The following is a 21,879-nucleotide window of genomic DNA, read 5'->3' on the forward strand; positions in this document are numbered from 1 at the left end:
GAACAACTGGGCGTGACCGCGGGGGCTGAGTTCGATCAGCCTTGCGCGGTCACGCTCGCCAACAGCTCGGGCGCCCGGCGGTCGTAGATCGCCGCGCCCCAGCGCACCCCGCCCCAGAACGCCGCGGCTCCGGTGATCACGCCGACTCCGAGACTCACCCAGGCCCACAGCGGATCATTCGTGACGCCGGCTGCGATGACGAATGCGATCGTCGGAATCGAGAGCACGGCCAGCGCGCCATACGATCCACCCATGCCGATGAGGCTGAGCGCCCCGGCACCCGGCTTCGAGGCGAACGGATTGTCGCCCGCTTGCGGCACCGGCATCACGAAGATCGCCGAGCACACACTCGAAACACCGAAGCCGCCGAGCGTCACCACCGCGGCGAGCCCCAGCAGCGTCGGCAACTGATCGAACCGGCCGACGATCGCGGTCGTCACCACGGCGATGATGAGGATCAGCGGTACGCCGATGATCGCGTTTGCCCAGACGCGGCCCAGTCGGTCGTCGACCCCGCGCACACCACGCAGCACGTGCGCCGTGAAAGCGGTGCCATCGTACGAGATGTCGGTAAATGTGCTGAGCGAGATCAGCGCCGCGACGATGATCGTCGACCCGGGCAGCATGATGAGGAGCCCCGTCGTCCCCGAGACGAACCCGAACAGCACGGGCATCACGATCACGACGATGAGGCTCTGCAGATATCTCGGGTCGCGCAACCAGTACGTGAGGGCACGCGCTGCCACCGCACCCCGTGGGGTTGCGGGGAATCGACCGAACCAGCCCGTTCCCGCGCGCCCGACAGTGCGAGCGCCACTCGATTCAGCGCCGGTATTCGCGATGTACAGTCGGCGCCACCCCAGAAACAGCACCACCGGGGTCGCCAGCGCAATGAGCAACTTGAGCGCGGCCATGCCGAATTCGCCCGACGCCACCTCCGCGGGTACCGCCCACACCGCGCCGAGCGGCGACCACGAGAACCCCTCTGCAATCGCGGGCAGGCGATCCCAGAGCGTCGCCACTCCCTGGCTGATCCCGGAGATCAACGGACCGACGAGCACGAGCACGAGCAGCACCAGCCCACCGATGACCTCACGGAAGCGCCGGTTCGACGACGCGCGCGTAATGAGCGTCACGACGAGTTGGCACGCGAGCACGCAGGTAACGGTCGCGATCGGAGCGAGCAGGATCGCCACGACCGATGCGCCGGGCGCGCGCACCCACGCCGCCGCCGAGAGCGCTGACAGCACGAGCGTCAAGATTCCAGGGATGCCGAGCAGGCTCGCCGTTGCGATACCGCTGACCTGCAGCGTCGGGCTCATGGGGAGCCAGGTGAGGCGAGCGGGATCGAGTGTCCGATCCATACCGGTCGATAGAATCGGGCCGAGTGACCACCCGAGCACGACGACGACGCCGCCCAAGATGAGTGCTGTGCGCGCGGTCTCGGCGTCCGCGAAGCCGAGACCGACGAGCCCGATTGCTGCTCCGGTGAAGACCCCGAGCCCATAGACTGCACCGATGATCGCGCCGACGAGCTGCCACGGATGGCGCCGCAGCGTGTTCCCGAGCACGACGAAGCGCAGGCGCACCATGATGCGCACGCGGGCGATTCCGCTCGTACGCTGGGCCGGTACGGCTGCTGAGGCGGGCGCGGGAATCCGGGCGCCACCCGGCGCCGCGGTCACCCCTGACTCAACCACGACGGGCCTTCGAGGTGCTGCCGCCCGCCGACCAGTTCGACGAAGCGCTCTTCGAGTGTTGAGGTGCCGCGCACCTCATCGACCGTGCCTGCAGCGAGCACGCGCCCCGCGGCGATGACGGCGACGTGGTCGCAGAGGCGCTGCACGAGGTCCATTGAATGGCTCGAGACGATCACCGTGCCGCCTCCGCGCACGAACCCTTGCAAGATGTCTCGAATATTGGCCGCGGAAACCGGGTCGACGGATTCGAACGGCTCGTCGAGCACGAGCAGGCGCGGCGCGTGCACGAGCGCGCACGCGAGCGCAATCTTCTTCGTCATGCCCGCGGAGTAGTCGACCACGAGCGTGCGCGATGCCTCCCCGAGGTCGAGCAGATGCAGCAGATCGGCGCACCGCTCGGCGACCGTTGCGGCGTCGAGACCGGCCAGCAGACCGGTGTAGGTGATCAGCTGCTCGCCCGTGAGCCGGTCGAAGAGCTTCACGCCGTCGGCGAGCACGCCGACGAGCTGCTTCGCCTCCGTCGGGTGCTGCCACACGTCGACCCCGGCGATCAGCGCCTGGCCGAACTCCGGGCGCAGCAGGCCGGTCGCCATCGAGAGCGTCGTGGTCTTCCCCGCCCCGTTGGGGCCGACGAGACCGTAGCAGGAGCCGGTCGGGATCGCGAGCGAGATGCCGTTGACGGCGATCTTCTCGCCGAAACGTTTCGCGAGACCGCGGAGTTCAAGAGCTGGTATGGGCGTCGAGGAGTCCATACCATCCACCCTAGCGAGCGCGTCGCGAGGCCCGCCAGGGGGTCGCGCGACAGCGCCGCGTCGGGCTACCGCTCGAGGTGGCGCTCCTGCGACCCGATGTACAGCTGCTGGGGGCGGCCGATCTTGGTCTGGCCGTCCCCGCGCGCCTCGCGCCACTGCGCGATCCAACCGGGCAGTCGCCCGATCGCGAAGAGCACGGTGAACATGCGGGTCGGAAAGCCCATCGCCTTGTAGATGACCCCGGTGTAGAAGTCGACGTTCGGGTAGAGCTTGCGCTCCCGAAAGTAGTCGTCTTCGAGGGCGATCTGCTCGAGCTCCTGTGCCAGACCGAGCAGCGGATCATTGACGCCGAGCTCTTCGAGCACCTTTGCGGCGCTCTCCTTGACGATGCGCGCACGCGGATCGTAATTCTTGTAGACGCGGTGCCCGAAGCCCATGAGCTTCACCCCGTCTTCCTTATTCTTCACCTTCTCAACGAAGGTCTCGACGCTCTGCCCGGAGTCGCGAATGCGCGCGAGCATGTCGAGCACGGCCTCGTTCGCTCCACCGTGCAGCGGGCCCGAGAGCGCGTTGATGCCGGCGGAGACCGAGGAGAACATGTTCGCGCCGGTCGACCCGACGAGTCGCACCGTCGACGTCGACGCGTTCTGCTCGTGGTCGGCGTGCAGAATGAGGAGCTTGTCGAGTGCGTCGACGAGCACCGGGTTCAGTTCGTACTTCTCGGCCTTGTTGCCGAAGTTGAGGCGCAGGAAGTTCTCGACGAAGTTGAGGTTGTTGTCGGGGTAGAGGAGCGCCTGGCCGATCGACTTCTTGTGCGCATACGCGGCAAGTACTGGCAGCTTCGCGAGGAGTCGGATCGTGTTGACCTCGACGAACTCGGGCACCGCGGTGTCGAGCGACGACTCGTAATAGGTCGACATGGTCTGGAGACCGCCCGAGAGCACCGCCATCGGGTGCGCGGTGTGCGGCACGCCCTCGAAGAAGTAGCGCATGTCTTCGTGGAGCAGCGTGTGCCGACGGATCTCCTCGTCGAACGCACCCAGCTCGTCGGCCGTGGGCAGTTCGCCGTAGATCAGCAGGTAGGCCACCTCGAGGAAGGTCGAGTGACGTGCGAGCTCTTCGATGGGATACCCGCGATAGCGCAGAATGCCTTCTTCACCGTCGATGTAAGTGATCTCGGATTTGGTCGACGCGGTGTTCACGAAGCCGTAGTCGAGTGCCGTCAGGCCGCTCTGCTTGGTGAGCGTGCTGACATCGATCGCGGAGTGACCATCGACGGCCTCGACGATCGGAAACTCGGCACTGCCCCCGGGAAAGGTCAGTTTGGCGGTGGCCGGGCCCTGCGTCGATTCGGTCACGTCGTCTCCTCGTGAGGTCTCAATGCTGGCGCTGCGTCGGATGTGACACGGCCATTCCTATCACCCTAGTGGCTCCGGGGGAACCTGGGTCGAGGGCGCAGCGGTGACGCCCCCCGGCTCAGAATATCTTGATGTGAAGCGAAATGTCGATTCGAGACGGGTCACGCCGCTCGTGTCGCGGCGACTCGGATTCGGTTGGCGGCGGCCGAAATATCGGCGTCACTCGCGGTCAGAGCGAGTCGCACGTGCTGCGGCGAGTGGCTTCCGTAGAAGTGCCCCGGCCCGACGACGATCCCAAGCGTGGCGAACTCCGCAACGGCGTCCCACGCGTCTTCGCCCCGTGTCGCCCAGAGGTACAGGCCAGCTTCACTCCCCTCGATGCGAAAGCCCGCCGCTTCGAGCGCGGGGCGCAGCACGGCACGACGTGCGCGATAGCGTTCGCGCTGCGCAGCGACGTGTTCCTCGTCGCGCAGTGCCGCGGTCATGGCGGCTTGCACCGGCGCGGGTAGCATGAGACCGGCGTGCTTGCGCACGGTCAGCAGCCGGGAGATGAGATCGGGGTCGCCCGCGATGAATGCGGCTCGATAGCCCGCGAGATTCGACTGTTTACTCAGCGAGTACACGCTCAGCACGTCGGTGTGGTCGTCGCCGACGACACGGGGGTCAAGAATCGACGGGATACGCTCCGCATCCCATGGCGCGTCCCAGCCGAATTCGGCGTAGCACTCGTCGCCGGCGATGACGGCCCCGAGTTCGCGGGCTCGAGTCACCGCTGCACGCAGCGCGGCAACGTCGAGCACCCGGCCGTCGGGGTTGCCCGGCGAGTTGATCCAGACGAGCTTCGTGTGCTCGGGCCATTCCGCGGGGTCGTCCGACGCCACCGCATCGGCGCCGACGAGCGCCGCCCCCGTCGCGTAGCTCGGGTAGGCGATCCGGGGGAACACGACGGCTTCCCCGGCACCGATACCGAGCAAGAATGGCAGCAGCGCCACGAGCTCTTTCGAGCCGACCGTCGGCAGCACGCCGCTCGGTTCCACCGCCACGCCTCGGCGACGCGCGAACCACTCCGAGATCGCGGCGCGAAGCTCTCCGGTACCGGCGGTTGCCGGGTAGGCGTGCGCATCAGTGGCTGCGGCGAGCGCATCGCGCACCGAACCGGGAGTCGGGTCAACGGGCGATCCGACCGAAAGGTTCAGCGCCCCCTCGGGGTGTCGGGCCGCGGTCGCCGCGTACGGCTCCATCGCGTCCCACGGGTAGTCGGGCAGCGGCTGGCGCATGGTGTCCTTACTCGCCCTGGGGCGGGAGTGCTGCGATGATCGGGTGATCGAAGTCGTAGGCGCCGGTCTTCGCGGCTCCGCCCGGCGAGCCGATCTCGTCGAAGAATTCGACGTTGGCCTTGTAGTAATCGGCCCATTCTTCGGGCAGGTCGTCCTCGTAATAGATCGCCTCGACCGGGCACACCGGTTCGCAGGCGCCGCAGTCAACGCATTCATCGGGGTGGATGTAGAGCGACCGTTCGCCCTCGTAGATGCAGTCGACCGGGCACTCGTCCACGCACGCGCGATCTTTCACGTCGACGCACGGAAGAGCGATCACGTAAGTCACGGGACCCGCCTTTCACTCGGGAGATGCCGGGAATGCCCGACAGGTTCCATCCTACTCGCGGCGCTCCTGGTCGCTCGCTCAGTGAGCGTCGTGCCCTCCGTGCACCGGTCGCGTGGGGATCGACGTGGTGACGACCGGAACTTCGGCCGACAACTGCGGCATCGTGCCGCTGTCGCCCTGCCGCGGCAGGATCCCTGCCGAAAGTCCGCCGAACGCTCCGAGGTCGGGCCCCTGGTCGGCGAGGGCGACTCGTGTCGTCTCTCCGGCGACGATGCGCACATCTGCATCGCGCACACGCACCACGATCGGGCCTTCGCCCGAGATCAGGGTGAAACTGATCGCTTCGCGCTCGAGCCGCACTTCGAACCGCTGCCCGCGCCATTCGAGACGGAACTCGAGCGAGCCCCAGTGGTCGGGCAGCCGGGGATCGAACGTGAGTTGACGACCGGCGTCGCGCATGCCCGCGAAGCCCTGGACGAGCGCCATCCACACCCCGCCGGTCGAGGCGATGTGCAACCCGTCCGACGCGTTGTGGTGCAGGTCATCGAGATCGACGCGAAGCGCGTGATCGAAGTATCGGTACGCGAGGTCACGGTAGCCGACCTCTGCCGCGATGATCGACTGCACCACCGCCGACAGCGTCGAATCCCCCGTGGTCAGCGCGTCGTAGTACTCGAAGTCCCGGCGTTTCTCGTCGCGCCCGAACTCGTTGCTGGCGAGGAGCAGCGCGAGCACCACGTCAGCCTGCTTGAGCACTTGGAAACGGTAGATGACGAGAGGATGGAAGTGCAGCAAGAGCGGCTTCTGCTCGGGAGGGGTGGCTGCCAGATCCCACACTTCTCGATCCAGAAAATGCGCGTCCTGCGGGTGAATGCCGTGCTGCTCGGAGTAAGGCACCGCCATGCCTTCGGCGGCACGCTCCCACGAGTCGATCTCTTCAGCAGTGATGCCGAGGCGGTCGATGAGCACCGCATACTCGGCCGGAGCCTCGGCGAGGAGACGTCGCGCGACCTCCACGGCGAATCGCAGGTTGAACCGCGCCATGACGTTCGTGAAGAGATTGTCGTTGACCACGGTGGTGTACTCATCCGGACCGGTGACACCGTGGATGTGGAAACGCTCGGTGCCGTCGTCGTCGCGCCGCCAGAATCCGAGACTCGCCCACAGCCGCGCGGTCTCGATCGCGACGTCGGAGGCACCCGAGAGCACGTACTCGAGGTCGCCGGTCGCCGCGACGTAGCGCGCGAGCGCATAGGTGATGTCCGCGTTGATGTGATACCCCGCGGTGCCGGCCGCGTAGTAGGCGCTGGCCTCTTCGCCGTTGATGGTGCGCCACGGGAACAGCGCACCGTTTTCGTTGAGGGTCGCGGCCCGCTTGCGCGCCTGCGGCAGCATCCGCTCTCGGGCGCGCAGTGCGTTGCGCGCCCAGAACGGCGAGGTGTACGTGAGGAACGGCAGCACGTAGATCTCGGTGTCCCAGAAGTAGTGCCCGCTATAGCCGGAGCCGGTCAGTCCCTTCGCCGGGATCCCGCGCCCGTCTGCCCGGGCCGAGGCCTGCGCGACCTGGAACAGGTTCCACCGGATCGCCTGTTGTACTCCGGGGTCGGCGTCGACGCGCACATCGCTGCGCTCCCAGAAATCGGCGATGTAGGCGCGCTGCTGTTCCCAACGAGTCTCGCGCGGCTCTGTTGCGGCGCTGTTCAGCGAGTGGATGCAGCGATCGAGCATCTCCGACAGCGCAGCGGTCGCCGAGTGGTGATACGCCGCGGTCTTCAGCAGGTGCACAGTCTTGCCGGCCCGAGCCGTGCCCTGATACACGTGGCGAACTCGATCCTGCGATTTGTCGATGCGGTGCCGCCACTGCTCTTCGGTGCCGGTATCGAAGTGATGATCGACGCCGACGCCGAGCGTCATACGGGAGTCGCGCACGCGGTAGCTCAGCACGGAGCGCTCCCCCGAGTGCAGCAGCGGGCCGGGGTCGAGAATACGGTCGGCGAACTGGTCGGTCTTCCGCGGGTCGAACCCGGCGCCGGCCTCGCGCGGCGACTCCGTATGCACACGACCGAGATCCTGGCGGTTGACGATGAGGCTGCTCACCGTGACCTCGGCATCCGCGTCGAGCACGGTGATGCGCATTTCGAGGGTGGCGAGGTGCCGAGAGGCGAACGACACCATGCGCCGCGTATCGACTCGCACGCGTTTGCCCGTCGGCGTGAGCCAGAGCAAGGAGCGGGTCAGTGTCCCCTCGCGCAGATCGAGCACGCGCCGCACATCGAGAATGTCTGACGACTGCAGGTTCAACCGCTCATCATCGACGTAGATGCGAATCGTCTTCGTGTCGGGCACATTGACGATCGTCTGGCCGTGCTCCGCGAAGCCGTAGGCGTCTTCGGCATGGCGAATGCGCCAGGTCTCGTGCAGCCCGTTCAAGAACGTGCCGTGGCTGCCGAGCGGCAGGCCCTCCTCATGGTTGCCGCGCATGCCGAGGTACCCGTTGCCGAGAGCGAAGATCGACTCGTCTTGACCAGCGAGCTCGGGGTCGATTCCTGAGACGACGAGACGCCACGGGTCGTCACCGAAATCCCGCTGCAACTCTTTGACCGGACTTTCAAACGACTCATGGCTCATGCGAGCAATTCCTCCAGATCGGCGACGACGATATCTGCTCCCGACGCGGTGAGGGCCTCACGACCCGCGCCGCGATCGACCCCGACAACGAGCCCGAATGCCCCCGCCCGGCCCGCCGCGACACCCGACTCGGCGTCTTCGAAGACGACCGTGCGATCGACGGCGGCGCCGAGCAGGTCCGCGCCGCGGAGATACGTGTCGGGCGCCGGTTTGCCGGGCAGGCCCTCGTGCGCCGACACGACGCCGTCGACCACCGCACGGAAACGGTCGCGGAGCCCGGCGGCGCGCAGCACGGCCTCGGCGTTCTGCGAGCTCGATACCACCGCCAGCGGAGCATCGCGCTCGGCCAGGTGATCCAGCAGCCTCAGCGAACCGGGGTACGCGTCGATGCCATCGCGCTCGAGCACCTCGACGAACGCCAGGTTCTTCCGGTTACCGATCCCCCGCACCGAAGTAAGGCCGTCATCGGTCGGCGAGCCCTCGGGCAGCACGATGCCGCGTGCTGCGAGCAGCGCCGCGACACCGGAAAACCGAGGCCTCCCGTCGAGCGAGGCGAAGTATTCTCGCTCGGCATACGGCACCTCCCCGCGGGCGGCGAAGAACGCGTCGAACGTTTCTTGCCAGGCTCGTTTGTGGAGTTCGACGGTGGGCGTGATCACCCCGTCGAGGTCGAAGAGATACGCATCGTACCGATCGATCACCCGGTATTCCCCTTCCAGATACTACTTTTGCGAGCCCGCGAGGAGCGCCTGCACGAAATACCGCTGGAACGCGAAAAACACTATCAGCGGAACGATCATCGACAGGAAGGCACCAGCCGAAAGGACGTCGATATTCGCTCCGAATTGCCTGAGTTGCGACTGGATCGCCACCGTCAGCGGTTGGGAGTCCGTATTCGTGAAAATCAGGGCGACGAGCATGTCGTTCCACGTCCACAAGAACTGGAAGATCGCGAGCGAAGCGATCGCCGGGAGCCCGAGCGGCAGCATGATCTTGAAGAAGATCAACCAGTCGCGCGCGCCGTCGATGCGCGCGGCCTCGAGCAGTTCCTCCGGAACCTGCGCGAAGAAGTTGCGCAGGAGGAAGATCGCGAATGGCAGCCCGAACGCGGTGTGGAAGAGGATCACTCCGACCACGCTCCCGAAGATGCCCATCGCGCCGAATAACCGCGCGAGCGGAATCAGCGCGACCTGCAGCGGCACCGCGAGCAGCACGATCACCGCGATGAAGAGCCAGTCGCGGCCGGGAAACTTCATCCACGCGAACGCGTACGCCGCGAGCGCGCCGATGATCACCACGAGGATCGTCGTCGGCACCGTAATCACAATCGTGTTCCAGAAGGATCCCGTGATCGTCGCGTTGGTCAGCAGATTCGCGTAGTTCTCGAGGGTGATCTCGGCGGGCTTCGTGAGCACCGTCCACCAGCCGCTCGACGCATTGTCGCCGGCGGTGCGGAACGAGGTGAGCAGCAGGCCGACCGTCGGAACGAGCCAGAATATCGCGATGAGCACCAGCACGAGGTGCACGACTCCGCTGCTTGCGACCCGCGCAATGCGGGCGCCGAGCGTCTGGGTGCGTCGCCGCACCGCCCCCGGGGGCTTCGTGCCGGCGGGCTTCGGCGATCCTGCACCGGTGACGGGAGGTTCCAGTTGCGTCGTCATCGTCCTCGCTCCGATCGGAAACGGCGTACATTCACGATCATCGACGGCAGCACGAGAATCAGCAGCAGGATCGCGAGCGCCGAGCCCAGCCCCTGATTGCTGCCGCCACCGAACGAGACCGTCCACATCTCAACCGCGATCACGTTCGCCGCGGGTTTCGAAGCGCCAGGCGGTATCACGTACACCAGGTCGAAGATCTTCAGCACGTTGATGATCAGGGTCACGAACACCACGAGCAGCACCGGCGCGAGCAGGGGCGCCGTGATGCGGGTGAAGACCTGCCACTCGTTCGCACCGTCGGTGCGCGCGGCCTCCTGCAGCGACCGATCCATCGCGGAAAGACCCGACGCGATCATGACCATCGCGAACCCGGCCCAGATCCAGATGTACGCGAGAATCACCACCACATTGATCCACGACGCGCTCAGCCAGGAGACTCCCGCTGCGCCTTCTCCGAAGTTCGACGCCGGCAGCGCGACGCGGTACTCGGTTCCGGCCTCGAGACCCTCGATCGTGTAGGTGCCGCCGGCTCCCGTCGTCGCGTAGCCGCGGATCGAACCATCGGCGTCGACCGCATCCACGCGCACCCCGGCGAGCCCGGTCTTGCCCGCTTCGAGTTCGCCCTGCGTGCCGCCCCCGCCCCGAATCAGGTCGAGAAAAACGGTGCCCGAGATCTGAGTATCACTCGCCGCGGTCGACTCCTTCGCGTCGACCGACCCTTCGGGGAGCGCGCTGCGCTTCACCCCGATGAGCGGGAAGTTTTGCACGTCGCCGGTGGCGACCGTCTCGGAAGACGCGATCACCCCCTGGTCGGCTTCGATGCCCGTGCCCTCGCGCGGCTTCGCGCCCCGGTAACTGGCCTGATCCGTGAAGATGCTCTGCACGCTCGTGATTGCGGCATTTACGACGCCGAGCTGCGGGCTCTCCTGGAACATACCGCGGAAGATGACCCCCGCGGCGAGCATCGAAATCGCCATCGGCATGAACACGATCAACCGGAAGGCCGTCTTCCAGCCGATCTTGTCGACGAGCACCGCAAGCAGCAGCCCGATGATGGTCACCGTCACCGGCGCCACGATGACCCACACGAGGTTGTTGCGAATCGCGGTGAAGGTCGTATCGTTCGTGAACATCGTGACGTAGTTCTGCCACCCCACGAAGGCCGAACCCGAGCGATCGAAAAAGGAGCGGATCACCGTGTACACGATCGGGTACACGACGAGCGCACCGAGCGCCAGCAGCGCCGGGCCGAGGAACGACCCGATGAGCAGCCACTGGCGCAGCCGGCTCCGACTGCGCACCGCACCACTGCGCAGCGCAATCGGAACCGTCTGCGTCCGAGTCATCGTCGGTTACTTCGCGTACGCGGCTGCCGCGGCAGCTTCGAGGCGCTGCGCAGCTCCGTCGACGTCATCCGGCCTCTGGTAGAAGGAGATCATTTCCTGCCAGAAGCCCTGGCCCGGCGTGCCGCCGAAGGCACTCGGGGCGAGGTCGGAGAGATCGAATCGGAAATCTTCGGCGCCCGTCAGCGCCTCGGCGATCTGGCGCGAGGTGTCGTCGGGGTACAGCGAGGTGTCCACCCCGGTGTTCGGGGAGGTCAGGCCGCCGTTCGGCACCCAGATCTCCGCGGCTTCGGGCGAGGCGAGGAACGCCATCAGCGCCGTGGTCGCCTCGTCATCGTCGAACTGGACCGCGACGTCACCGCCGCCCACGACCGCCGGCTTCGACCCGTTGATCGACGGGAAGTCGTAGAACAGCGCGTTCTCGCCCACGGTGGAGTTGCCGTCTGCGGTGATGTTGCCCGCGACGAAGTCGCCCTCGAAGACCGTGCCGGCCTGGGGGTCAGATCCGAAGACCTCGGTGACGCTCGTCGGGAAGTCGCGCTGATCGCCTCCCGGCTGCACCAGGTCGCTCCCCCAGAGCTCGCCGAGCACCGTGAGTGCTTCCTTCACCGAGTCGTCGGTCCAGGGGATCTCGTGCTTCGTGAGCTGGTCGTATTTGTCGGGCCCGGCCGTGCGCAGGTAGACGTTCTCGAACCAGTCGGTCAGCGGCCACCCCACATCGGCCCCGACCGAGACGCCCGCGTAGCCGGCATCGGTGACGAGCCCGAGCTGCTCGGTGAACCCATCCCAGTCCTCCGGCGCCTCAGCGCCCGCCTCATCGTAGACATCGGCGTTGTACCAGACCGTCGACTTGTTCGCGGCCTTGAACCAGACGCCGTAGAGCTGATCGTCGACCGTGCCCAGGTCGATCCAGTCTTGCGAGTAGTTGTCGTTGACCGCTGTCGAAACCTCATCGGCGACCGGTTTGATGTCGCCGTCTGCAGCGAGCGACTGCATCAGCGCCGGCTGGCCGAGCACGGCGACGTTGGGCGGCGAACCGCCCTCGAGCTGACCGCTGATGTACGTGGGGCCGTTGTCGCCGAAGCTCGTGTACGACACGTCGGCACCGGTCTGGCGGCTGAACTCATCGAGCACCGCCTCGAAGTTCTTCTGCTCCGCACCCGACCACGACGCGGCGACGCTGAGCGATGTCCCGGCAAACTCGTCGCCCGCGGGGGCGTCGCCGGCTCCGGCATCCCCCGAACTGCCGCCGTTGCCTCCCGCGCACGCGGTGAGCAGCAGTGCCGCGGCCGCGAGGCCCGTCGTCGCGCGGATCGTCCGTGATCGCGCGAATCGTGTGGTGTGCATGAGAACTCCATCCGACCGATGCGTAACCGGCACGGGCCCCTCCCGCGCCGTGAACGCGAGGTCGCCGGGTGCGCGCTCCGCGCGGAGACGCGGAGAGGTGGCCTGGTGTGGCGACTTCGCCTCCGCTTGCCACGCTATCGAGCGGGTCGGGCGTCTGTCTGCCCCTTGCATCGTGCTCCGAAATTCGGAAGAATACCCGGGCGGTGACCCAATTACTGCCCGAATATCCAGATCACGAGCCATGCCCCCAGGCACAGGCACGGGGCAAACGCCACTGCGGCACGAGCACTCGGACGACGGGCGCGCATCACGAGCCCCCACGCCGCCGCGGCAACGAACGCGGCGAACACCCCGATCAGCGCTCCCTGCCAGCCGCCCGCGAATCCCAGCATCGCACCGATGAGCGGTGCGAGTTTGACGTCACCGCCGCCGAGACCCGATGGCGCGAAGCGCCACAGCAGCCAGAACCCGAGCCCCAGTGCTCCGGCTACAGCGACCGTGTCGAGCAGTACCGTGGCGCCAGCGCGTTCGCCAGCGCCTGGTGCACGCGAAGCGTCGGCGATCCAACGCGTGCTGCCGCTCATCAGCAGCGCGGGCACGACGGTCGCCGTCGCCGCGAGCACCCACCGGTTGGGCAGTCGATGCGAGCGGATATCGACGATGCTCAGCGCGATCGACCACGCACCGAAGAGTGCGCCAGCGATCACCGCCCAGGTGTGCGCGACGTCGTACATCGGCAGGGCGGCTACTGCGTGACTTCGGTTCCGATGCCGTGTTCGGTGAAGATCTCAAGCAGCACCGAGTGCGGTTCGCGCCCGTCGATGATGGCCGCCTTCGACACTCCGCCGCGCACGGCGTCCAGGCAAGCACGCATCTTCGGGATCATGCCCGACTCGAGGCTCGGCAGCAGCTCTTCGAGCTCCCCCGCCGTGATCGACGAAACCAGCGAATCGCGATCGGGCCAGTCGGCGTACAGGCCCGCCACGTCAGTCAGAATGACGAGCTTCTCGGCGCCGAGCGCGCTCGCGAGCGCTCCCGCTGCGGCATCGGCGTTCACGTTCAGGGAGTCACCGGGGCGGTCGACATCGGGAGCGATCGACGACACGACCGGGATCAGCCCCGCGTCGAGCAGCGCGAGCACCGGCTCGACGCGCACGTCGACGACGTCACCGACGAGCCCGAGATCGACGAGCTCGCCGTCGACCTCGAACGGCGGGCGGCGACGGCCCACGAAGAGACCCGCGTCCTCTCCCGTCGTACCGGCCGCCAGCGGGCCGTGCGCATTGATCTGGTCGACGAGCTCGGGATTCACCTTGCCGGTGAGCACCATGCGCACGACGTCCATCGCCTCGGGCGTGGTCACCCGATAGCCGCCACGGAATTCGCTCTCGATGCCGAGTCGGCCGAGCATCGCATTGATCTGGGGGCCGCCGCCGTGCACGACGACGGGCTTGATGCCCGTGTGGCGCAGATACACGATGTCCTCAGCGAAGGCCTCGAGCAACCGGTCGTCGACCATCGCGTTGCCGCCGAACTTGATCACCATGATGGTGTCACGGAACTTCTTCAGCCAGGGCAGGGACTCGATGAGTACCTCGGTCATGGCCCGAGCGCGCTCGTGGTCGAGCGGCTTCGTGGTCGTGGACATCAGGCTCCTAGCTCGAGTACGCGCTGTTCTCGTGCACGTAGTCGTGCGTGAGATCGTTCGTGCGAATGGTCGCCGTGTGCTCGCCCGAGAACAGGTCGATCTCGACGTGCGTGCGCCGGGGCGTCAAGTCGCACTCGTCGACCGGGCGGTCGGGCGCACCGGCGTGGCACAGTCGCACACCGTTGAATGCGACGTCGACCTGGTACGGATCGAATGTGGCCTGCGTGGTGCCGATCGCGGCCAGAACGCGGCCCCAGTTCGGGTCGTTGCCGAAGATTGCGGCCTTGAACAGGTTGTTGCGGGCGACGGATCGCCCGACCTCGACCGCATCGGCGGCCGAAGCTGCTCCGCGCACCTCGATGTCGATGTCATGGCTCGAGCCCTCGGCGTCGGCCTGCAGTTGAGCGGCCAAGCTGTCGCACACCGCGGCGAGCGCCGCCGTGAAGTCGGCCTCGTCGGGCACGACCCCCGAGGCGCCGCTCGCGAGCAGGGTGACCTGGTCGTTGGTCGACATGCAGCCGTCGGAGTCGAGGCGATCGAAGCTGGTCGCGGTCGATGCGCGCAGGGCGCGGTCGAGTGCGGCGTCGTCGAGGAGCGCGTCGGTGGTGATCACGACGAGCATCGTGGCGAGACCCGGCGCGAGCATGCCGGCTCCCTTTGCGATGGCGCCGATGACCCATCCGTCACCCTGGTGCACCGCGGTCTTCTCAACCGAGTCGGTGGTGAGGATCGCTGACGCTACCGTCGTGTCGTCGGCGGCGAGCGCGGCGGCGAGCGCCGGGACGTTGCCCACGATCTTGTCGCGGAACACCTGGTCGCCGGTACCGATCAGCCCGGTCGAGCAGACGAGCACCCGCTCGGCATCGGTCTCACCGATCTCCGTCGCCACGGCCTCGGCCGTCAGCCGGGTAGTTTCGTAGCCGAAGTCGCCGGTGAAGCAGTTCGCCCCGCCCGAGTTCAGAATGATGGCCGAAGCCGCGCCGCCCTGCGCTGCCTTGCGGCTCCACAGGATGGGGTTCGCCTGAGCGCGGTTCGTGGTGAAGACGACTGCGCTCGCACGCGACGGGCCGTCATTGACCACGAGCGCGAGATCCGGCTTGCCGGTGCTCTTGAGGCCGACGGCGATACCGGCGGAGCGGAAGCCCTGGGGTGCGGTGACGGTCACGGTGCAACTCCGTTCACGGAAAGGCCGGTGTGCTCGGGAAGGCCGAGCGCGATGTTCGCCGATTGGATCGCGGCACCCGCGGTGCCCTTGGCGAGGTTGTCGAGCGCGGCGACGATCACCGCGCGGCCCGCGGCCTCGTCGACGACGACGCTCATGAGGCAGGTGTTGGCGCCGAGTGTGTCTGCGGTGCGCGGCAGCGTGCCCTCGGGCAGCAGCTGCACGAAGTGCTCGTCGCCGTAGGCGTCGTGCCAGGCGGCCCGCACCTCTGCGGCGGTCACCCCCGGCGCGATGCGCGCGGTGGTCGTGGCCAGAATGCCTCGGCTCATCGGGACGAGCACCGGGGTGAAGCTGATGGTCGGCTCATCGCGGGCGCCCGCTCCGCGCAGCGCCTGCTGAATCTCGGGAATATGACGGTGGGAGCCCCCCACCGCGTACGGATTCGCCGTGCCCATGAGCTCGGCTCCCAGAAGATGCGTCTTCGCGGCCTTCCCCGCACCCGACGGCCCGACCGCGAGCACGCTCACGATGTCGCGCGCTTCGATGACGCCGGCGGCGATGCCGGGAGCGAGCGACAGTGCCACCGTCGACGCGTTGCAACCGGGAGCCGCGATGCGCGTCGCACCGACGAGCGCCTCGCGCTGACGGCCAGATTCGCCGGTGTCGCGGCGCACGATGAGCTCGGGCACCCCGTAGGTCCACGCCTCGTGGTGCTCCCCGCCGTAGAACGCGGCCCAGTCGTCGGCACTCGTGAGTCGGTGATCGGCTCCGCAGTCGACCGCGAGGCCAACGTTCGAGAGCTGCGCCGTGAGCGCGCCCGATGCACCGTGCGGCAACGCGAAGAAGACGACGTCGTGCCCGTCGAGCACCTCTGGCGTGGTGGGCTGCAGCGTCAGATGCGCAAGCGATCGGAGATGCGGCTGCGATTCGATGAGCGGGCGCCCCGCGGAGGAATGCCCGGTGACCGTGCGGATCTCGAATTCGGGATGGGCGTCGAGCAGACGCAGCAGCTCGCCTCCCGCGTACCCGCTGGCTCCCGCCACAGCGACGCTGATCGTCATCGTCTCCCTCTCCCGCGCACGGCAAGCACGCGTGCTCCTATTCAACCACTCGGAGCGGCATCGGATCGACGGATGACACCTGTGGACGCATGACTGGCCGCCGATAGGCTTGCCGTATGTACGTCATCACCGTGAAATTCCCCGTCAAGCCCGAGAGCGTCGATCACTGGCCCGAGATCGTGCGCGCGTTCACCGAGGCGACTCGCGCCGAGCCCGGCAACCTCTGGTTCGACTGGTCGCGCAGCCTCGAGACTCCGAACGAGTTCGTACTGATCGAGGCGTTCACCGACGAGGGCGCCGGCCCGCACGTCTCGTCCGACCACTTCGCGGCCGGGCTCGAGTCCATGCGCCCGCACCTGGTCTCGACCCCGCAGATCATCTCGCGGCAGGTCGACGGCACGGGCTGGGACGCGATGGGCGAGCTGCAGATCGACGCGTAGGGCGCGACTAGCGCCCGCGGAATTCGGGGGCGCGCTTCTCAGCGAACGCGCGCATGCCCTCTTTCTGATCCTCGGTCGCGAAGGCCGCCGCAAACGCCTGGCGCTCGAAGCGCAGGCCCTCGGCGAGCGGCATCTCCTGCGCCGCCTGCAGCGCGTCTTTCGCGGCATACACGGCGGGCAGCGACTTCGATGCGATGGTCTCGGCGACCTTCGCGGCCTCGGCCAGCAGCTCGTCGGCGGGCACCACTCGGGAGACGAGACCCGAGCGTTCGGCCTCCTCGGCGCCCATCATGCGCCCGGTGAGCACCATTTCGGCAGCCTTGTACTTGCCGATCGCTCGCGGCAGGCGCTGCGACCCGCCGAAGCCCGGCAGCACGCCGAGGTTGATCTCGGGCTGCCCGAACTTCGCGGTGTCGGCGGCCAGAATGATGTCGCACATCATCGCGAGTTCGCAGCCGCCGCCGAGCGCGAATCCGGCGACCGCGGCGATCAGCGGCGTGCGCATGCGCTCGAACCCGCCCCAGCTCGGAAACGGCCCACCGAGCAGCATGTCGGCGTAACCGAGCTCCGCCATCTCCTTGATGTCGGCACCCGCAGCAAAGGCCTTCGCCGAGCCGGTGAGCACGATCGCGCCGATCGCGGGGTCGGCGTCAAACCCGGTCGCGGCGTCGATGAGCTCGCGCACCAGCGTGCCGTTCAAGGCGTTCAGCGCTTCGGGCCGGTTGAGGGTGATGGTCGCGACGCGTCCCTGCGTCTCAGCGATGATCGTCGTGTAGTCGCTCATGCGGTCCAGTCTGGCACGTTGCGCTCCGCCGGGCCGTCGTATGCCGAGAGCGGTCGAATCAGCGCGTTCGACGCCGCCTGCTCCATGATGTGCGCGGTCCACCCGGTGACCCGCGACGCGATGAAGAGGGGCGTGAAGGTGAGGGTGTCGAAGCCGATGAGGTGGTAGGCCGGCCCCGACGGGTAGTCGAGGTTCGGGTAGATCCCCTTGCGCGCCACGAACTCGCTCTCGAGCGTCGCGTACAGTTCGGCGAGGTCGGGCCGCTCGAAGTGCTCCACGAGCTGGTCGAGCGCCGCCCGCATCGTCGGCACCCGCGAGTCGCCGTGCTTGTAGACGCGGTGCCCGAAGCCCATGATCTTGCGCTTCTCGGCGAGCGCGGTGTCGAGCCACGGCACCACCCGGTCGGCCGACCCGATCTCGTCGAGAATGTGCATCACCGCCTCGTTCGCTCCGCCGTGCAGCGGACCCTTGAGCGCCCCGATCGCCCCCGCGACCGCCGAGTACAAGTCCGAGAGCGTCGACGTGATGACGCGCGCCGTGAACGTCGACGCGTTGAACGAGTGCTCGGCGTACAGAATCATCGAGCGGTTGAACGCATCGACGGCAACCGGTTCGGGATCGCTCCCGAAGGTCATCCAGAGGAAGTTCGCCGAGTACTCGAGATCGTCTCGGGGCTCGACGACCGCCTCGCCCCGGCGTCGTCGCTGCCCGTAGGCCACGATGGCGGGCAGCGCCGCGAAGAGGCGTACGGCGCGCTCGAGGTTCTGCTCCGCACTCCCCGACGCGTCGAGCACCGACCCCGAGCCCGCGAGGTCGATCGCCCCGATCGCACTCACCGCCGTGCGCACCACGTCCATCGGGTGGGCGTCGAGCGGCAGCAGGTCGATCGCGGCGCGCACCTCGGGCGTGAGCGCGCGGTGCACGCGCTCGGTCGCGCGCAGCTCCGCGAGCTGCTCCGCCGAGGGCAGCTCGCCGTGCCAGAGCAGGTGTGCAACGGCCTCGAACGGCTGGGTATCGGCGAGCTGCTGCACCGGGTACCCCCGGTAGAGCAGGCTGTTCGTCTCGGGGTTCACTTTCGAGATCGCCGTCGTATCGACGACAACCCCAGCGAGGCCCTTCTTGATCTCTGCATCCATGCTGCGCTCCTTTGCGGCGTGAGACGTGCGACGTGCGATTGCTGCGACTCTGGCGAGTGCGGTTCGGTGCGAACCGGAATAGCCCGGTCTATCGCTCCACTTCGAAGGTATAGACGTTGGTGTCGAACCGGCTGTACGCCTCGTAGTCCACGAGCTCGTAGAGGTCGGCGCGGTGCTGCATCTCGCCGAGTTTGCCGGTGAGATGCCCCACGCGGTTCAGCTCGTCGAGGGCGCGTTCGGTGGCTCCCATGGCAATCCGGAGCATTGATACCGGCCAGATGACGATGTTGACCCCAACGTCGGCGAGCTGCTGGGTCGAGAAGAGGTCGCTCTTGCCGAACTCCGTCATGTTCGCGAGGATCGGCACGTCGAGCGCGGCGCGCATCGCGGCGAACTCGTCGAGGGTGCGCATGGCTTCCGGAAAGATCGCGTCGGCGCCCGCGTCGACGAGGGCCTTCGCGCGGTCGACCGCCGCGTCGAGCCCGTCGACGGCTCGGATGTCGGTGCGCGCCATGATGAGAAAGTTCGGGTCGCGGCGCGCGTCGGCAGCCGCGCGGATGCGCTTGATGGCGGTGCTCTCGTCGACCACCGCCTTACCGTCGAGGTGCCCGCAGCGCTTCGGGTTGATCTGGTCCTCGATGTGGGCGCCCGCGAGCCCCGCATCCTCAAGCGTTTGGATGGTGCGCGCGACGTTCATCGGTTCGCCGAAGCCGGTGTCGGCGTCGACGATGGCAGGGAGCTCGGTCATGCGCGCGATCTGCTGGGCGCGACCCGCCACCTCGGTGAGCGTGGTGAGCCCGATGTCGGGCAGTCCGAGGTCGGCCGAGAGCACGGCGCCCGAGATGTAGACGCCGTCGAATCCCTTGCGCTCGATGAGCCGAGCTGAGAGCGGGTTGAAGGCGCCGGGAAAGCGCAGCAGCTCCCCCGAGTCGAGGCGCTCGCGGAAGGCGCGGCGCTTCTCGTGCGCGGGGGTCTGGGCGTAGAGCATCAGAAGAGTCCCTTCGGTGCGGCGGCGAGATCGAGGGTGCCGGATCGCGTGACGATGTTCAGCTCGCGCACTTCGGCGGGGGTGAGTTCTGGCAGCCGCTGCACGAGCTCCAGGAACCGCTCGATCTCGGCGGGTTCGAGCACGGGCCCCGCGAGCAGCCGGAACTTCGCGATGTAGTTGTCGCGGACGAATGGGCGCGCGCCGAGCGGGTGCGCGTCGGCCACGGCGATCTCGTCGACGATGGTGGAGCCGTCGACGAGTTCGATCTCGACGCGGCCGCCGAACGCCTTCTCGTCGGGGTCTTCGGAGTGGTAGCGACGGGTCCATTCGGCGTCTTCGGCGGTGGTGACTTTCTGCCACAGCGCAACGGTGTCGGCGCGGCCGGCCCGCTCGGGCGTGTAGGAGTCGACGTGGTGCCACCCGCCGTCTTGCAGCGCGACCGTGAAGATGTACGGGATCGAGTGGTCGAGCGTTTCACGCGAGGCCGTCGGGTCGTACTTCTGGGGGTCGTTCGCACCCGAGCCGATCACGTAGTGGGTGTGGTGGCTCGTGTGCAGCACGATGCGCGCGACGTTCGCCGGGTCGGCGAGTTCGGGGTGCGCGCCGTGCAGCTTGCGGGCGAGGTCGATCCAGGCCTGCGCCTGGTACTCGGCGGAGTGCTCTTTCGTGTAGCTGTCGAGGATCGCGCGCTTCGGCTCCCCTGCGGCCGGCAGCGGCACCTCGTACGCGGCCGTCGGGCCGTCGAGCATCCAGGCGATGACGCCGTCTTCGCCCTCATAGATCGGCGACGGGGAGGTCTCGCCACGCATCGCACGGTCGACCGCTTCGACGGCCATCTTGCCGGCGAAGGCGGGGGCGTGCGCCTTCCAGGTCGAGATCTCACCCTTGCGGCTCTGCCGGGTGGCGGTGGTCGTGTGCAGCGCCTGCGCGACGGCTTGGGCAACCACTGACGTCTCGAGGCCGAGCAGCGTGCCGATACCAGCGGCGGCCGACGGCCCGAGGTGCGCGACGTGGTCGATCTTGTGGCGGTGCAGGCAGATGGCGCGCACCAGGTCCATCTGAATCTCGTATCCGGTCGCGATGCCCCGTACCAGCGCGCGCCCGTCAGCATCGACGTGCTGCGCGACGGCGAGGATCGGCGGAATGTTGTCGCCGGGGTGCGAGTACTCGGCGGCGAGGAAGGTGTCGTGGTAGTCAAGCTCGCGCACCGCGACCCCGTTCGCCCACGCCGCCCACTCGGGGCTCGTGAGCGCCGCATCCGCTCCCGCGCCCGCCAGGCCGAAGATCGAGCTGCCCGCACCGCCGCGCGACACCGGGTGCGCGAGCGCCTGAGCACGCGCCGAGACAATCGGGGCGCGGGTCAGCGACGCCGCCGCGACAGAGGCGTTGTCGATGATGCGGTTGATGATCATGTCGACGACGTCGGCATCGACCTCGACGGGATCGGTGGCGACGCGGGCGATCTTCTGCGCAAGCTGCTCCTCGCGGGGCAGCGCTTCATCGCTGCGGTACACGCGAACGTGGTGGGTGACGGTCATGCGGAGGCACTCTCTTCCGTGTCGGCGATTGAGGTGAGGATCGAGGTCAGCGCGCGATGCAGGTGCACGTGCGTGGCGTGGGCGGCGAGTTCGGCGTTGCCGTCGGCGATGGCGCGGGCGATGAGCGCGTGCTCGGCGACGGAGCTCATGAGCCGATCGTGGTTGTCTCGGGCGAGTCCGCGGGCGCGCACCAAATGCGTGCGCACCGGGCGCAGAGCCTGTGTGAGGTACGTGTTCTGCACGGCGGCATCGATTGCGGCGTCGAAGCGCGCGATGAGCGCGTAGTAGTCATCGGTGCCCGCAGCCCCGTCGTCGGGGTGCGCGGCATCGAAGGCGTCGGCGATCTCGCGAAACACCTGCGGGTCGCCGCGCTCGGCAGCGAGCCGGGCGGCCGCCTCTTCGAGCGCGCGCCGGGTCTCGAACAGCGCGCGCACATCGCCGGCGTCGAAGCCGGAAACGACCAGCACGCGCGCGGACTGCTGCGCGATCAGGCCGTCGGCAACCAGGCGCCCGATGGCCTCGCGCATCGGGGTGCGACTCACGCCCCGGCGAGCGGCCTGCTCGACCTCGCCGATCACGCTGCCGGGGCGGAGTGCCCCCGTCTGAATGTCGCGCAGGAGCTCGCGATACACCCGATCGCTCGTGCGCTCGCTGGGTCCCGTCATACCGCTAGCGTATACAAACTAGCCCCATTGCGCCAGATCTCTGGCTCATAATTCGCCGAGTGT

The 21,879-nt window shown here is 67.7% G+C and carries 20 protein-coding genes; 1 reads left to right on the plus strand and 19 read right to left on the minus strand.

From position 1 onward, the window contains the following. Window positions 1-35 precede the first annotated feature (35 nt). The 14 genes from CH42_RS12125 to argC all read right to left on the minus strand — a co-directional run bounded on the left by CH42_RS12125 (window position 36) and on the right by argC (window position 16,265). On the minus strand, window positions 36-1,700 hold the full coding sequence (locus CH42_RS12125; protein ID WP_156322548.1) for a hypothetical protein: 1,665 nt from the start codon (window positions 1,698-1,700) through the stop codon (window positions 36-38). Further along, window positions 1,682-2,452, minus strand: coding sequence for an ABC transporter ATP-binding protein (locus tag CH42_RS12130; RefSeq protein ID WP_053353378.1), 771 nt, complete (start codon window positions 2,450-2,452; stop codon window positions 1,682-1,684). Before CH42_RS12130 ends, CH42_RS12125 begins: the two co-directional genes overlap by 19 nt. 65 nt (window positions 2,453-2,517) lie before the next feature. Then, window positions 2,518-3,810 carry a citrate synthase gene (locus tag CH42_RS12135; protein ID WP_075201433.1) on the minus strand — a complete coding sequence of 431 codons (1,293 nt, stop codon included), beginning with the start codon at window positions 3,808-3,810 and terminating at the stop codon, window positions 2,518-2,520. A gap of 161 nt (window positions 3,811-3,971) precedes the next feature. Then, window positions 3,972-5,087, minus strand: a complete 1,116-nt coding sequence (dapC, locus tag CH42_RS12140; RefSeq protein ID WP_053353379.1) for a succinyldiaminopimelate transaminase — start codon at window positions 5,085-5,087, stop codon at window positions 3,972-3,974. A 7-nt stretch (window positions 5,088-5,094) separates the two neighbouring features. After that, window positions 5,095-5,415 (minus strand): ferredoxin, encoded by a 321-nt coding sequence (gene fdxA, locus CH42_RS12145; protein WP_053353380.1) that lies wholly within the window; start codon window positions 5,413-5,415, stop codon window positions 5,095-5,097. 78 nt (window positions 5,416-5,493) lie between these two features. After that, on the minus strand, window positions 5,494-8,043 hold the full coding sequence (locus CH42_RS12150; protein ID WP_053353381.1) for a glycoside hydrolase family 65 protein: 2,550 nt from the start codon (window positions 8,041-8,043) through the stop codon (window positions 5,494-5,496). Next, window positions 8,040-8,744, minus strand: coding sequence for an HAD family hydrolase (locus tag CH42_RS12155; protein WP_053353382.1), 705 nt, complete (start codon window positions 8,742-8,744; stop codon window positions 8,040-8,042). Before CH42_RS12155 ends, CH42_RS12150 begins: the two co-directional genes overlap by 4 nt. A gap of 21 nt (window positions 8,745-8,765) precedes the next feature. After that, window positions 8,766-9,704: a carbohydrate ABC transporter permease gene (locus CH42_RS12160; RefSeq protein WP_053353383.1), complete on the minus strand. Its 939-nt coding sequence runs from the start codon at window positions 9,702-9,704 to the stop codon at window positions 8,766-8,768. Continuing rightward, the gene (locus CH42_RS12165) at window positions 9,701-11,050 is read right to left on the minus strand and encodes an ABC transporter permease (RefSeq protein ID WP_053353384.1); all 1,350 of its coding nucleotides are present in this window, start codon (window positions 11,048-11,050) and stop codon (window positions 9,701-9,703) included. The genes CH42_RS12160 and CH42_RS12165 overlap by 4 nt, the downstream gene beginning before the upstream one ends. Window positions 11,051-11,056: 6 nt before the next feature. Beyond that, window positions 11,057-12,394 carry an ABC transporter substrate-binding protein gene (locus CH42_RS12170; protein ID WP_053353385.1) on the minus strand — a complete coding sequence of 446 codons (1,338 nt, stop codon included), beginning with the start codon at window positions 12,392-12,394 and terminating at the stop codon, window positions 11,057-11,059. A 212-nt stretch (window positions 12,395-12,606) separates the two neighbouring features. Then, window positions 12,607-13,128: a prepilin peptidase gene (locus CH42_RS12175; protein ID WP_053353386.1), complete on the minus strand. Its 522-nt coding sequence runs from the start codon at window positions 13,126-13,128 to the stop codon at window positions 12,607-12,609. An 11-nt stretch (window positions 13,129-13,139) separates the two neighbouring features. Next, complete coding sequence (gene argB / locus CH42_RS12180; protein WP_053353387.1) at window positions 13,140-14,042, minus strand: acetylglutamate kinase; 903 nt, start codon at window positions 14,040-14,042, stop codon at window positions 13,140-13,142. A gap of 7 nt (window positions 14,043-14,049) precedes the next feature. After that, window positions 14,050-15,207 carry a bifunctional glutamate N-acetyltransferase/amino-acid acetyltransferase ArgJ gene (gene argJ, locus CH42_RS12185; RefSeq protein ID WP_053353388.1) on the minus strand — a complete coding sequence of 386 codons (1,158 nt, stop codon included), beginning with the start codon at window positions 15,205-15,207 and terminating at the stop codon, window positions 14,050-14,052. Then, window positions 15,204-16,265 carry an N-acetyl-gamma-glutamyl-phosphate reductase gene (gene argC / locus CH42_RS12190; protein WP_053353389.1) on the minus strand — a complete coding sequence of 354 codons (1,062 nt, stop codon included), beginning with the start codon at window positions 16,263-16,265 and terminating at the stop codon, window positions 15,204-15,206. The genes argJ and argC overlap by 4 nt, the downstream gene beginning before the upstream one ends. 116 nt (window positions 16,266-16,381) lie before the next feature. On the opposite strand from argC, the gene CH42_RS12195 reads away from it, so the two are divergent. Then, the gene (locus CH42_RS12195; protein ID WP_053353390.1) at window positions 16,382-16,705 is read left to right on the plus strand and encodes a putative quinol monooxygenase; all 324 of its coding nucleotides are present in this window, start codon (window positions 16,382-16,384) and stop codon (window positions 16,703-16,705) included. Window positions 16,706-16,712: 7 nt separating this feature from the next. Here the strand turns inward: CH42_RS12195 and CH42_RS12200 are convergent, their stop codons facing one another. The 5 genes from CH42_RS12200 to CH42_RS12220 all read right to left on the minus strand — a co-directional run bounded on the left by CH42_RS12200 (window position 16,713) and on the right by CH42_RS12220 (window position 21,816). Beyond that, window positions 16,713-17,489, minus strand: a complete 777-nt coding sequence (locus CH42_RS12200) for an enoyl-CoA hydratase (protein ID WP_053353391.1) — start codon at window positions 17,487-17,489, stop codon at window positions 16,713-16,715. After that, complete coding sequence (locus CH42_RS12205) at window positions 17,486-18,625, minus strand: bifunctional 2-methylcitrate synthase/citrate synthase (protein WP_053353392.1); 1,140 nt, start codon at window positions 18,623-18,625, stop codon at window positions 17,486-17,488. Before CH42_RS12205 ends, CH42_RS12200 begins: the two co-directional genes overlap by 4 nt. An 88-nt stretch (window positions 18,626-18,713) precedes the next feature. After that, window positions 18,714-19,613, minus strand: a complete 900-nt coding sequence (gene prpB, locus CH42_RS12210; RefSeq protein WP_053353393.1) for a methylisocitrate lyase — start codon at window positions 19,611-19,613, stop codon at window positions 18,714-18,716. Further along, complete coding sequence (locus CH42_RS12215; RefSeq protein WP_053353394.1) at window positions 19,613-21,151, minus strand: MmgE/PrpD family protein; 1,539 nt, start codon at window positions 21,149-21,151, stop codon at window positions 19,613-19,615. The genes prpB and CH42_RS12215 overlap by 1 nt, the downstream gene beginning before the upstream one ends. Then, window positions 21,148-21,816: a GntR family transcriptional regulator gene (locus tag CH42_RS12220; RefSeq protein ID WP_053353395.1), complete on the minus strand. Its 669-nt coding sequence runs from the start codon at window positions 21,814-21,816 to the stop codon at window positions 21,148-21,150. Before CH42_RS12220 ends, CH42_RS12215 begins: the two co-directional genes overlap by 4 nt. Window positions 21,817-21,879 lie beyond the last annotated feature (63 nt).

It is taken from the genome of Leucobacter musarum subsp. musarum (assembly GCF_001273845.1).
Taxonomy (GTDB): Bacteria; Actinomycetota; Actinomycetes; order Actinomycetales; family Microbacteriaceae; genus Leucobacter; species Leucobacter musarum.